Source organism: Lacimicrobium alkaliphilum (genome assembly GCF_002591895.1).
In the GTDB taxonomy this organism is placed as follows: Bacteria; Pseudomonadota; Gammaproteobacteria; order Enterobacterales; family Alteromonadaceae; genus Lacimicrobium; species Lacimicrobium alkaliphilum.
On the sequence record NZ_NISX01000012.1, the window covers coordinates 106,813 to 120,078 of the forward strand.

The following is a 13,266-nucleotide window of genomic DNA, read 5'->3' on the forward strand; positions in this document are numbered from 1 at the left end:
CACCCCGGTGAAAAGTCGCAGGCTTGTTGCCGGGGTGTGTTTTGTTGCGCTTGAATCTGTTTAAATAGCCAGTACTCAGAGGTCTACTTAGTTGCCATGGCATCATTCCCTAAAACCATCGTTACAGATCAACACAATGCGACCCCCCTTTATCAGCAACTTGCAGAACAGATTCGTGGTCTGATTAAAGAGCAGGCAGTCAGTGCGGGCCAGGCGCTTCCCTCTGAACGGGAGTTGATGGAGATTACCGGCACTTCACGCGTGACAATCAGAAAAGCATTAGGGTTATTATTGGAGGAAGGCCTGTTGCTGCGCCGGCAGGGCTCTGGTACCTATATTGCTCCGCCCAGAGAACAGTCAGGTGACCATTTAAGCAGTTTCACGGTTGATGCAAAAAACCGAGGTGAGTCACCGAGCTCGGTATGGCTGGTGCGCAGTCTGGCTCCTGCCACAGAAGATGAGTCGCGTCTGCTTAATGTGCCGGATGGGGCCATGGTAGCTCGTTTTGGACGACTGCGCCTGGCCAACGGTGAACCGCTTGCAATTGAGCACGCTGTGGTTCCCGCTGAGTTTGTTGGTGATCCTGAAGCTGTGAAGGACTCTCTCTATCAGACATTGAAGCAAAATAATAAGCATCCACAACAAGGAACGCAGAAGATCAGAGCGTCTAAGGCTTCCCCCATAGAAGCCGGATTGCTGAATATCCAGGAGCACACCGAAGTCTTAAGAATAGAGCGCCGAACTTTTCTTGCCGATGGAACACCCGTGGAGTATACCCATTCGGTTTATCGGGGGGATAAGTATGTATTTGTTTCACATCTGCGTATGGACAATGATCCTCAGCAGGACTGAAACCGGCTCTCAGCCCTCCAACGCTATACTTAAGCCTTTGCTGTAGCATTGTGCTTTTTTTCGGGCTGCGTTCCGACGGGAAGTCACCTGATCAGCTACCCGGTTGGACAATGCCTGGTAATACAAGCGCCTGATACTCAGAGCATCCCGAAAATTGGTGAGCAAGCGCTTCCTGTAATGCCAGGATGTCGGGCTTCACACTCTGGATATGGCTAATAACCACTTCGCACCGTTTGAGCCCGGCATTGATAACGTTATCCTGATTATCGTAGCGCAGGTTAAAACTCTCTACTTTAAGCGTGTCAGTGCCAGCGACCACTGGTAGTAACAAGAAGTAAGGTAAATACGGCTCTGTTCATACCATTTTTTCCTGTCGGTTTGGTCATGCGTTCGCTTAAGATGCGGTTTTAAGTTGCATTTAAGCTAACAATCTCACCATGTTGTATGGGCTAGCGATGAACCTTCACTTAAAAGTGATTTCACCTCCCTGAACCAGAGTCTTATGATCTAAAAACGGTTTCTTGAGTTTTCGTTGGTTAAAGTTGATATCACCACCTTGTTCAGTGTTATCGGTAGTTGCGTTATTAATTACCAGTCCGGAGCCGGGGTAATACCGGGTATCCAGGTGCAATGTGACGCTATCAAGCAAAGGCGTAAACAAAGCGTAATCTGTATTGCCAGGTGTAACGGGATACAACCCCATCATGCTGAATGCCAGCCAGGCCGACATGGTGCCGGTGTCGTCATTGCCCGGTAAACCATCGGGCCCGGTACCGAAATACTGTTCAATTAACTGATGCACTCTCAACGAGGTTCGCCAGGCCTGCCCGTCAACATAGTTATATAAAAACGGGTAGGTAATATCCGGCTCATTGGTCATATCAAAATTACCGCTGTCAAAGGTGGCATCCAGCTGGGCCACAAATGCCTCATTGCCGCCCAGCAACTGAATCAGCCCCGGCGTGTCATGGGGCACGTAAAAGCGATAGTTCCAGGCATTGCCTTCAATATAGCCGGGAGCGGGCTCAAAGTTGCGACCCAGTTCCGGGTCGAACGGTGTCAGCCACTGCCCACTGCGTTTTTTCGGCCTGAGCATGCCGGTGGTGGCATCAAACAGCTTGCGGTAATTGTCGGCTCTGCGACTAAAGGTCTGAAAATCCTCTTCTTTGCCCAGCGCTTTTGCCAGCTGAGCGATGTTATAGTCGGCCAGATAATATTCCAGGCTGGTGGCCACACTGCCGTCATAAGGGCCTTCATCATCTACCGGCACATAACCCAGTTTCAGATAGTCACTGATCTCCGGGCGTAACAGGTTGTCTTTTGGCTGATTGGCGGCGCGGATCATGGCTTTATAGGCTGTATCCACATCAAAATCTCTGATTCCCCGCAGGTAGGAGTCGGCGATCATGGCCGTACCGGGGTCGCCTACCATCACCCGGGTTTCCATGCCGTATAATTCCCATTTCGGTAACCAGCCACTCTCTTTGGCCATAGCCACTGCCGAGCGCACCATCTGTGTTTGTATTTCCGGGTACAGCAGGCTTAAAAGGGGGTGAACGTTACGGTGGGTATCCCACAGTGAATAGACACTGTAGCGGTTTTCATTGGTATTGCCGGTGCCGGATTGCCCCATCAGCGGATAGTCACCGTTCACATCCTGAATAATATTGGGGTGAAGCAGGCTGTGATACAGGGCGGTATAGAACATGGTCTTGTGCTGCGCTGTTCCTTCTATTTCGGCACGACCCAGTAATCTGTCCCAGGCTTCTACGGCATTCTGTCTGACAGACGCAAAGTCAAAGCCCTGCTGCTCAGCATCAAGATTGGCACGGGCGTTTTCTATGCTGGTAAAAGAGATACCTATCTGCACCTGTATCTGCTCATCTTTTTGGGTATCAAAGCTGAACCAGGCACCAATATCGTCGCCGCTAAGGGGATGGCGGTAGTTGGCGTAGGGTTTAATGCTGTTGTTGTGGGCAACCCAATCGGCTTCTACATTTTTATAAGCGGGCATTTTCTTCCAGGCGCCGAAATCCTCAGCCGCCCGGCTGAAGCGGGCAACAAAGTAAACCGGCCGCACATTCTCAGGGTGGTAGCAGAAGGTGCCAATATTACGCACGCCCTGAATTTCTGTGTTGGAGACAATCTCAACACTACCGCCGGTTTCATTGGTCAGCCCCAGCCCGAGATTCAGCAGAATATGTGACTGACCTGCAGGAAAGGTAAAGCGACTAAGGCCACTGCGCGCCGTGCTGGTGACTTCGGCTTTTACATCATATTTATCTAATCTGGCGGTATAGTATCCGGGGCTGGCCTGCTCACTGGAATAGGTGCTGCCGTATTCTTTCGCATCAAGATTAAGCTTGCCGGTAGTGGGCATTAACAGCATTATTCCGGCTTCGGGACAGCCTACTCCGCTGAGGTTGAGATGGCTGAATCCGGTGAGAAACCGGTTTTCGTGGATATAGACCCTGGAATTCCAGGCGTCGTCTTTCTCAAAAGGGTTCAGATCCGGCTGGCCGAAGGCTACATTAAAGGGGGAGACCGAAGCCAGCCCATGAGGATACTGAGCACCGGGGTGGGTGGCACCAAAGTTGGAAGTACCTATAAACGGGTCCACATACTCGGCGGGCCCGGCGGTTACGATCTGGCTGCACAGGGCCGCGGCCAAAAAGAAAAGACGTCTGTTCATGGCGTATTACTCATTGTAAAAATCAGTTCACCCCCAGCCATAATCTGCTGGTGGGTCAGTTTAAATCCATTCAGTGGCTGGCCGTTCAGGGTCACCTGACTGACATACACGTTATCCGGCCCCTGATCCCTTGCCACTACAGTAAAAGTCCGGCCATTTTCAAGATTGATTGTCGCCCGTCTAATCGCCGGGCTGCCAAGTACATATTCGCCGGAGACCGGATCCACCGGATAAAAGCCCAATGCACTGAACAGATACCAGGCTGACATCTGGCCGGCATCTTCATTGCCGGCCAGGCCGTCGGGTTTGGTGGTATAGAGTGTGTCCATGATCCGGCGCACCAGCTGCTGGGTTTTGCCCGCTTCATCCAGATACTGATACAGGTAGGGTACATGGTGGCTGGGCTCATTCCCATGCACATACTGGCCGATGTAGCCCGAGATCCACTCCGGAAAATCCTCCACTGCCTGTTCGGTGTTGAACATGGCATCCAGTCGCTTAGTGACCTGTTGTTTACCGCCCATCATCCCGATCATACCCGGTACATCATGGGGCACAAAGAAACTGTACTGCCAGGCGTTGGCTTCGCAATAGTCTTCCGGATAATAAGCATTGGGGTCAAATGGCTGGCGGAACGAGCCGGCTGCGTTTCTGGCGCGCATAAAGCCACTTTTCTGGTCATAGTGATGGCGGTAGTTTTGTGCGCGGAGGGCAAATTCATCGGCAATATCCTTTTTGCCCAGCGCGTCGGCCAGCCGGGCGATAGCCCAGTCATCAAAGGCATATTCCAGGGTCAGCGACACATTCCATTTGCGCTCATCGAAGGGCACATAACCCAGTTCCTGATAGCTTTTGATGCCGAATTCGTCCTGAGTGGCACTCTGGATCGCTGCTTTGAGAAGTCGCTCACCATCAATATCTGTCAGGCCTTTGAGGTAGGCATCTACCAGTACCGGCACAGAATGATAGCCCATCATCATATCGGTTTCGTTGCCCTCGAAGATCCATACCGGCAAACGGCCACTGACCTCATAGTGATCCATCAGACTACCCATCATCTCACCGGTACGCCGTGTATCGATAAGCGTTTTCCAGGGGTGCAGGGCACGAAAGGTATCCCACAACGAGAAAAACTCATATCTGGGATGATTTTTACTCTGATGAATTTCACCATCGGGACCTTTGTACTGCCCATCGCTGTCTGAAAACAACCGTGGGGCGAGGGAGGCATGGTACATGGCGGTATAAAACTGAGTAAGGGTGTCCTTATCGGCCTGAACCTCGACCTTACTGAGCTCTTCACGCCAGGCGTTTCGCGCGTGTCGGTGCACTGCGCTAAAATCCAGTTGATTGCCTTCTGCCTGCAGATTGGCCCTGGCGCTGGCTTTGCTTACCGAACTGATGGCCGTATGCACCAGAATCTCACCAGACTGAGGCAGGGTAAAATCAAATTCTGCCGCCAGTGTTCTGCCTGAGGCTGTTCGGGCGGCAAGCGTCTGACCATCCAGTTCGAGCTGGTGCTGGTTAAAAGGCGTAGAGAAACGGGTATAAAAATAGACCCGCTGATCCTCTGCCCAGCCGCTGGATTTGCGGTATCCGGCGATAGTCTGATTGTCGATAATTTCAATATGCGTCGCGGTGGTACTGTCCCAGTTGCGGCTATAACCCAGATCCAGCCGGACAACGCCATTGCCATTATGTGAATCAAAACGATAGCGTTGCAGTCCGCTGCGCGGGCCAGCCGTAAGCTCTACATTAACCTTGTAGTCGTCAAGGTACACCTGATAATAGCCGGGTGAGGCGCCCTCTTTGTCGTGGCTGAAAGACGATACAATGGTTCCCTGTTCAGCCCCTCCTTCGAGTTGCTGGCGCATGAAAGGGCGGGTCAGGGGCATAAAAGAAATATCGTAAAGATCACCGGCGCCTGTGCCGGACAGATGTTTATGGCTGAACCCGGCGATAACGTTATCAGGGTAAAAATACCCGGCAATCCAGTCCCAGCCGGTCCGGCCATTATCCGGGCTCAGTTGCACCATGCCATGGGGCACAGTGGCCCCGGGAAAGGTTTTTCCTTTTCCGTCTGTGCCGATAAAAGGATCCACATAATCCAGCGGATCGGTCTGGACTGAGGTGTCTGCGGTATTAGCGGGTTGCTGGCTGCAGGCGCCTAACAGCGCCGCCAGTAGTAAAGCTGTCAGAGATTTTTTAAGCATAATAGTCAACTGCTGAACTCAGCATCATATCCGTTTAGGCTGCGCAGCACTTCGATGCAGGCTCCCAGCGTATGGTAATCACACTTTGCGCCGGCGGCGCTTTTCTGGTCACTGGTTTTGCTGTTATCCCGATTGAGCAATCTGAACCAGGCACCATGCTGATGGTCGACCATATGCTCCCAGCTGTACTGCCACAGTGATTCATATCGGTGTAAGTATTTACTCTCTCCTGTGGCTTTGTATAACATGGCTGCGGCTGCAAAGCTTTCCGCCTGAACCCAGAAGTACTTGTCGTCGTCACACCAATTGCCCTGAGGGTCAAAACCATATACCAGCCCCCCATATTCTGTATCCAGTGCCTTTTCCCAGGCACGGTCAAACAGGCTGCTGGCGCGTTCCAGTTGCCAGGGGGCAGGGGCGTGGCGGTGCAGCGTCAGCAACAATTTACTCCATTCAGTCTGGTGGCCGGGCTGAAAGCCCCAGGGGCGGTACAGGTTCTTCGGATCGGTCTTGTTATACTCCCAGTCTGGCTTGAATTGTTCAGTGAAATGCTCCCACACCAGGCCATCGGTAAGATCGGCCTGGTGCAGGGCAATATTCTCTGCCAGTTGCTGCGCCCGTTGCAAAAACTGAGGTTTTTCTGTGGCTTCCCAGGCCGCCAACATGGCTTCACATAAGTGCATGTTGGCGTTCTGACCGCGATACGGGCTGAGTACGCCATCGGCGCTTATTTCATCGGCATACAGACCATATTCAGCTTGCCAGAATCTCGATTCGAGCAGGGCATAGGTGTCAAGCAGAGGTTGATCATTGTCGATCAGCCCGGCCTTTCGCAGTGCGGCATAGGCGAGCAAAACAAAGGCATAGCCATAGGCCTGTTGCGTCATATCCAGAGGTTGATGGTTATTCAGTGTCCAGGCGTAGCGCTGGCTATCCGCTTGCCAGTGCACGGTTTCCAGATAATTCAGGCCATGCAGGGCAATGTCTTTATACTGGAGTTGTTTGAATAGCGTCCAGGCATTGGCGTAGTTGACAATAATCCGGGTACTGCTCACCAGTTGTTTGAAGTGGGTATCGAATAAACTGCCGTCATCCAGATAGTTCTGATGATAGCCGCCGCTGGCATCCACTACCCTTGGGGTATAAAAATCCACAATGCTCTGGCAATGTTGAATAAGAAAATCCTGATCGTAAAAATTCATTCCGGGCTCCCGAATATTGTTCTGAATTGTTCCGGCTGGTAACCTTTTTCAGCCAGTGCCTCAAACACAGTGGTCAGTGTTGGCAGTGCCGGGAAGGCTCCCGGCAGGGTCACCGCGTGGGCGCCACAGTGGCTGGCAAAGATCAGCAAAGGCTCCAGTGTCTCTGGCCTGGCAATCTGTGCCCCGGGGTTTTCAATGACACTCAGTGCAAACAAAAAACCACCGATAAAGGCATCGCCCCCTGCGGTGGTGTCTGTGGCTTTAACCTGAGGTGGCTGTACCGCCCCACGATGGTTGGCAGTGTAGTAATGGATCAGGTTGGCGCCGTCAGTCACCAACAACAAGCGGCAACCCTGTTGAAGGCATTGATGGATATAGGTGTCAGTTTCACCATCGGCCAGATAGTCCAGCTCATCTTTAGAGAATTTCACCACATCGGCCTGATATACCAGCTGGTTTACGCGCTCCCGATCCGCCTCGCCTGCCGACCAAAGGTTGTGACGCAGGTTGACATCGAAACTGACCAGCGCACCTTGCTGTTTTGCCAGGCTGACCAGATGTAACGAGCATCCGGCGATGGCTTCTGTGGTCAGGGTGTTGCTGCAAAGGTGCAAAATACTGTTGCTATCAAACCAGTCAGGATCACATTGTTGCTGATTAAACAGTACGTCGGCAGTCTGATGGCGGTAGAAGGAGAAACTGCGTTCTCCCTGCTCGTCCAGCATAACAAACGCCAGTGCGGTCTTGGCTTCGGGATGCTGAAAAACCAGCGAAGTGTCAACACCGTAGGTGGTCATGGCCTGGATCAGAAAATCACCAAATGCATCCTGGCCCACCTGGCCAACAAAACGGGCATTGCCCCCCAGTTTGGCCACTGCCACTGCGGCATTCGCCGGTGCACCGCCGGGGTACTGGCGGAATTCCGGTAGCCTAAGTGGTCCTTGTTGTGACTGACTAAAATTCAGAAAATCGATCAGTGCTTCACCAAAGCAGACGATTTGCTTCATAGCGTTAGGGTTCATAAGCTTACCGGGACCTCTTGTTGTGCGGCGGGGCGTTTCGATCCTACCAGTGCATACCAGCCGATATACAGATAGGCAAGCATGGGCACGACAAAGCTGAACTGTACCGAGGTGCTATCGGCTACCAGTCCCTGGATCAGCGGCAGAATTGCACCACCGACGATGGCCTGGCACAACAGCCCCGAGCCACGGCTGGTCAGAGGGCCGAGCCCGCGAATCGCCAGAGTAAAAATAGTCGGAAACATGATGGAGTTAAAAAAGCCGACGGCGATCACCGACCACATGGCCAGTGCGCCGCTGCTGTTGATGGATACCAGTAATAACACAATGGCCATAATACTGTTAAACGCCAGTACATAGATGGGTGCGACAAAGCGGGTCAGCGCGGCCCCCACAAAGCGCCCGATCATGGCTCCGCCCCAGTAGTAGGACACCATCTGGCTGGCCTGATGTTCACTTAAACCACCGATATGAGGCTGACCAAAATAGTTGACCAGAAAGCTGCCGATGGTGACCTCGGCGCCCACATATAAAAAGATTGCCAGCGTACCGAACACCAGCGCCTTTTGCTGCCAGATACTGTCACCAGCCTGAGCGGTATGCTCATCAGTTGATTCAATAACAGGCAATTTAAGAAACTTAAAACTCAGTGCTGTGAGTAGCATTACACCGGCCAGCAACAAGTAGGGGAGCTGCACCGATTTAGCACTGATTTGCTCTGACTCCACTGCACCAAAAATCAGCGCCGCGCCAAACAGCGGTGCCAGAGTGTGGCCCAGAGAATTAATCGCCTGAGCCAGGTTCAGGCGGCTGGCGGCAGTGCGCTCAGGGCCCAGAATGGACACATAGGGATTGGCTGAAACCTGCAAAATAGTCACACCGGCAGCCAGCACAAAGAGCCCGAGCAGAAACAGCGCGTATACGGCCACTTCTGCCGCCGGATAAAATAAACCACAACCCAGGGCAATAGTGCACAGGCCAGTGATAATGCCGCGAATGTAACCAATGCGCTCAATCAGCTTTCCGGCCACCGGGGAGACGATAAAATAGGCACCGAAGAAACAGAACTGCACCAGCATGGCCTGGGTATAGCTGAGTGAGAAGGTGGCTTTTAGGTGTGGTATCAGTATGTCATTGAGGGCGGTAATAAACCCCCAGATAAAAAATAAGGTGGTCATCGCCGCAAACGCGAAATGTGTGTGATTTCGTGGTCCCTGATTATCAGGAATGTGTGGAGGAATCGTTGCCATGATGGATATCCTGGTTGTTGAAACTGGTGATTAATGAAGCCTGCGGACCCGCTGATAATTTTGCGGGCCCGCTGCTACGCTTATTTCTTGCCGCTACTCTGGTGTCAAAGACAGTGAATAGGGCGCCGCATCAGCTGATGTGCCCCAGTCTTTGTTTGGTTGCTGCCCCATCTCGAAACGCAGCGTGCCGCCTGCCTGAATGGCATGGTGGTCAAGCCAGGTTTTATGATGCGCCTCACCTTTTAGCCAGGCCTGCTGAATAAACGGGGCTTGTGGGCCGTTGTTGGCCGCTTCAATCACAAATTCATTGCCGTCTTCCAGAGTCAATGTGACCTTGTCAAACAGAGGGCTGCCAATGACATACTCGGTGGTACCGGGGGTGACGGGATAGAAACCCAGAGCACTGAACACATACCAGGCCGAGGTCTGGCCGTTGTCCTCATCTCCTGCATAGCCATCCGGTGTTGGGAAGTAGAGTTTGTCCATTACATTGCGGACTTTTTGTTGCGCTTTCCAGGGCTGCCCGGCATGGTTGTAGAGGTAGATCATATGCTGAATAGGCTGATTGCCATGGGCATAATTCCCCATATTCACAATCTGCATTTCACGAATCTCATGGATGGTAAAACCGTAATAGGAATCGTCAAACAGCGGTGGCATCTCAAACACTTCATCAAGCTTGTCGATAAAGGCCTGATTGCCCCCCATAAGCTGTTTAAGCCCTTCAACATCATGAAATACCGACCAGGTATAATGCAGTGCATTGCCCTCGGTAAAGGCGTCTCCCCATTTCAAAGGGTTAAAGGGTGACTGAAAGCTGCCATCGGCATTTTTACCGCGCATCCAGCCGGTTTGCGGGTCAAACAGATGGCGATAGTTGAGTGAACGCTGACGGAATTTTTCGGCATCCTGGTCTTTGCCCAGCAAATCAGCCAGCTGATACAGATTAAAATCGGCAAAAGCATATTCCAGGGTACGGGCCGCGCTTTCATGAATCCCCACGTCATAAGGCACGTAGCCCAGCTTATTGTAATAATCCACGCCCTCACGGCCCACAGATGTCATCGGGCGGCCTTCATTGACTTCGGCGTTTTTCAATACGGCTTCATACAGGGTGTCGATATCAAAGCCGCGAATGCCCTTGATATAGGCATCGGCGATGTTAATCGCTGAATTAGAGCCGATCATCACATTGCGATGGCCGGGACTGGCCCATTCCGGCAGCCAGCCTGATTCCTTATAGGTATTGGCCAGACCCTGCATAAATTTGGCATCCAGCTCCGGATACATCAGGGTAAAGAAAGGAAACACGGCGCGAAAGGTATCCCAGAAGCCGTTATCTGTGAACATGTAGCCGGGCAGCACTTTGCCGTTGTAGGGGCTGTAATGCACCATCTCATTTTCGGCGTTATATTCGTAGAATTTACGCGGGAAGAGCAGTACCCGATACAGGGTGGAGTAGAAGGTACGCACTTTTTCCAGATCGCTGCTTTGTACTCTGATGCGTGCCAGTTCCTGCTGCCAGTCCTGACGGGCTTTATTGCGGGTATCTTCGAAACTGTCATTACCGACTTCACGTTCGAGATTCAGCTGCGCCTGTTCGGGGCTGATAAAAGACGAGGCTACTTTGACATTAACCTGCTCGCCGCGCTCCGTTTTAAAGCCGATTATGGCACCCACATGTTCGCCTTTGCTAATAAGACTGTTGGCCTGCAACTGCCAGTCGTCCTGCCAGGTGTGAGTGATTTCAAAATCCTTGTCGAACTCGGCAACAAAGTAATTATGGAAATTGTCAGGCACGCCGCCATGGTTATTGCGGGCATAGCCGATAATCTTACGTTGTTCGGGAAGGATCTTAACCATCGAGCCTTTGTCGAACGCATCCAACACGATGTAAGAGGTTTCCCGCTCAGGGAAGGTGAATCTGAATTGTGCTGCTCTTGTGGTAGGCGTGATTTCGGCCGTCACATCATGATCGGCCAGATACACACTGTAGTAGTCAGGGCTTACCTGTTCTGCCTTGTGGGAAAACCAGGATGCCCGGTTTTCCTGATTAAACTTCAATTCTCCGGTGACCGCCATAAAGGAAAAGGCGCCGTAATCGTTCAGCCAGGGGCTGGGCTGATGGGTTTGCTTGATGCCGCGGATTTTGTCGTCACGGTATTTGTAGGTCCAGCCATCCCCCATGGGCGCGGTCATCGGAGTCCAGAAATTCATTCCCCAGGGTCTGGCAATGGCGGGGTAGGTATTGCCGTTGGACAGGCTGAACTTGGAGTCAGTCCCCATTAACGGGTTCACATATTGCACCAGATCCTGCTGTACCAGATTGACCGGTTGTGATGTGCCGCTACGCGGTTGATTATTCTGACAAGCCATTAATGACAGGCTTAAGAGGGCGGCGATCCACAGTCTGTACATATTATTCCCCTGAATTAAACGACATCTCTGCCTCGTTAGCGCCAGATTGTAAAAAGTCTGTAACTCTGGCCGAAGCGCAATTTAACAAAAGTTAACTGTAATCGATTACATTTAACGCGTCCAGCCTTCCGCTACAAGAATTTACTGGTCTGCTGTAGGAACTTTTTGTCAAAATGCTGAACTGATAGCTGTAGCTCAGAATGATATCGATTACATCAACACTTGCTATTCCAAACGGGCAATGGAATCATAAGCAACGGGTCTTAACATCCGTTATCTGATGTAACAGCGATGTGTTTGACCTGGTGGCGTTAACTTATTAAAAAGCATCTATCACCATGACCAATATCAAAAAAGTAAGCCAGCTGGCAGGGGTATCAACGGCGACCGTTTCCAGGACGCTGAAGAACCCTGATTTGGTAACGCCTCAGACCCGCGAGAAAGTAATGAAAGCGGTTAAGCAAGCTGGTTACAGACCAAACTGGCTGGCAACCAGCGTGAAGACGGGGAAATCCAACTCAATTGTGGTGTTGGTTCCCAATCTGGTTAACCCCTTCTTTATGCGTATTATCGAAGGTATTGAGCAGGCCGCGCAGGAGCAGGGTTTTTCCGTTTTACTCGGTGATACTCAGGGGAAGGCTGAACGAGAGCACGAGTATGCCAGCATGGTATTAACAAATCGGGCCGATGGCCTGATTCAGCTAGACCACTCTTTTCCTTTTTCAGAAAATGATGCCGATCTTGCTTCCTCAATCCCTATGGTAAGTGTGTGTGAGCGCATCAGCGGGCATCCGGACTATCCGTTTATCGAACTGGATAATTACGCTGCCGGGCGGGCCCTGACACACCACCTCATTGGATATGGACACCAGCGATTCGGGGTGATTGCGGGCCAGCTAACCAGCCAGATACATCATGACAGGCTGGCGGGAATCAAAAGTGTACTTACCGAAGAGGGGATCAGTTTTGATGAAGATATGTTGGTGGGAGGCAGTTACCGGATAGAGACCGGTATTGAAGGTGTTCAGCAGTTACTGGCACAAAAGCAACCGCCAACGGCGGTGTTTTGCTTTAATGATGATATTGCTTTGGGGGCAATACACGAGATAAAGCGCCATGGTCTGCGTGTACCGCAGGATATCTCGGTGACTGGCTTTGATAACGTGCGCACTTCGGCTTATATGGATCCGCCATTAACCACAGTGGATCAGCCTGCTTACGATATGGGACGGCGTGCCGTTGAGGTGTTGTCGAAAATGATCAGCCGCGAGCCTCTGACCCGAACCCGTGAAATACTTCCGTTCAGCCTGATTGAGCGTCACAGTACTGGTCCGTTGGGTAAAGACTAGGGCCTGGCTGCTTAAGTTGTTGCTATAAGGTTACACGCGAGCTTACCTGTTATTGTTGTTAAACAAAAAACCAATTTAATATCATGGGTTTATTGTTCTTTTCTGTAAGTCTGGTTAATAAATTGTAATAAATTCCGGCCACTGTGTTGACAGGCTATTTCTGTGGGGCTAGTATTTTATCTCGACTGTAATCGATTACATTTATAATGTACGGTGATTATCAACGAGAGCTTTAATAAGAATATATAAAACACTGATTATAAAGTAT

At 51.4% G+C, this 13,266-nt stretch carries 8 protein-coding genes; 2 read left to right on the forward strand and 6 right to left on the reverse strand.

Translation table 11 applies throughout. The features are described 5' to 3' along the window. The first annotated feature begins 96 nt into the window (after positions 1-96). Positions 97-852: a GntR family transcriptional regulator gene (locus tag CDA54_RS12575; protein ID WP_099035371.1), complete on the forward strand. Its 756-nt coding sequence runs from the start codon at positions 97-99 to the stop codon at positions 850-852. Positions 853-1,315: 463 nt separating this feature from the next. Here the strand turns inward: CDA54_RS12575 and CDA54_RS12580 are convergent, their stop codons facing one another. The 6 genes from CDA54_RS12580 to CDA54_RS12605 all read right to left on the reverse strand — a co-directional run bounded on the left by CDA54_RS12580 (position 1,316) and on the right by CDA54_RS12605 (position 11,607). After that, the gene (locus CDA54_RS12580; RefSeq protein WP_099035372.1) at positions 1,316-3,544 is read right to left on the reverse strand and encodes a GH92 family glycosyl hydrolase; all 2,229 of its coding nucleotides are present in this window, start codon (positions 3,542-3,544) and stop codon (positions 1,316-1,318) included. Further along, complete coding sequence (locus tag CDA54_RS12585; protein WP_099035373.1) at positions 3,541-5,757, reverse strand: GH92 family glycosyl hydrolase; 2,217 nt, start codon at positions 5,755-5,757, stop codon at positions 3,541-3,543. The genes CDA54_RS12580 and CDA54_RS12585 overlap by 4 nt, the downstream gene beginning before the upstream one ends. A 5-nt stretch (positions 5,758-5,762) precedes the next feature. After that, positions 5,763-6,959, reverse strand: coding sequence for an AGE family epimerase/isomerase (locus CDA54_RS12590; protein WP_099035374.1), 1,197 nt, complete (start codon positions 6,957-6,959; stop codon positions 5,763-5,765). Beyond that, positions 6,956-7,981, reverse strand: a complete 1,026-nt coding sequence (locus CDA54_RS12595) for a carbohydrate kinase family protein (protein ID WP_229748153.1) — start codon at positions 7,979-7,981, stop codon at positions 6,956-6,958. Before CDA54_RS12595 ends, CDA54_RS12590 begins: the two co-directional genes overlap by 4 nt. Continuing rightward, positions 7,978-9,231 carry a sugar MFS transporter gene (locus tag CDA54_RS12600; protein WP_099035375.1) on the reverse strand — a complete coding sequence of 418 codons (1,254 nt, stop codon included), beginning with the start codon at positions 9,229-9,231 and terminating at the stop codon, positions 7,978-7,980. Before CDA54_RS12600 ends, CDA54_RS12595 begins: the two co-directional genes overlap by 4 nt. Positions 9,232-9,324: 93 nt before the next feature. After that, positions 9,325-11,607, reverse strand: a complete 2,283-nt coding sequence (locus CDA54_RS12605) for a GH92 family glycosyl hydrolase (protein ID WP_373286097.1) — start codon at positions 11,605-11,607, stop codon at positions 9,325-9,327. Positions 11,608-11,987: 380 nt separating this feature from the next. Here CDA54_RS12605 and CDA54_RS12610 point away from each other — a divergent pair, with 380 nt between their 5' ends. Continuing rightward, on the forward strand, positions 11,988-12,998 hold the full coding sequence (locus CDA54_RS12610; protein ID WP_099035377.1) for a LacI family DNA-binding transcriptional regulator: 1,011 nt from the start codon (positions 11,988-11,990) through the stop codon (positions 12,996-12,998). Positions 12,999-13,266 lie beyond the last annotated feature (268 nt).

What these genes read in the sequence shown, in the direction of transcription:
- CDA54_RS12575 (WP_099035371.1), top strand. Translation starts at nt 97, where the DNA reads ATGGCATCATTCCCTAAAACCATCGTTACAGATCAACACAATGCGACC.
- CDA54_RS12580 (WP_099035372.1), bottom strand. Translation starts at nt 3,544, where the DNA reads ATGAACAGACGTCTTTTCTTTTTGGCCGCGGCCCTGTGCAGCCAGATC.
- CDA54_RS12585 (WP_099035373.1), bottom strand. Translation starts at nt 5,757, where the DNA reads ATGCTTAAAAAATCTCTGACAGCTTTACTACTGGCGGCGCTGTTAGGC.
- CDA54_RS12590 (WP_099035374.1), bottom strand. Translation starts at nt 6,959, where the DNA reads ATGAATTTTTACGATCAGGATTTTCTTATTCAACATTGCCAGAGCATT.
- CDA54_RS12595 (WP_229748153.1), bottom strand. Translation starts at nt 7,981, where the DNA reads ATGAACCCTAACGCTATGAAGCAAATCGTCTGCTTTGGTGAAGCACTG.
- CDA54_RS12600 (WP_099035375.1), bottom strand. Translation starts at nt 9,231, where the DNA reads ATGGCAACGATTCCTCCACACATTCCTGATAATCAGGGACCACGAAAT.
- CDA54_RS12605 (WP_373286097.1), bottom strand. Translation starts at nt 11,607, where the DNA reads ATGGCTTGTCAGAATAATCAACCGCGTAGCGGCACATCACAACCGGTC.
- CDA54_RS12610 (WP_099035377.1), top strand. Translation starts at nt 11,988, where the DNA reads ATGACCAATATCAAAAAAGTAAGCCAGCTGGCAGGGGTATCAACGGCG.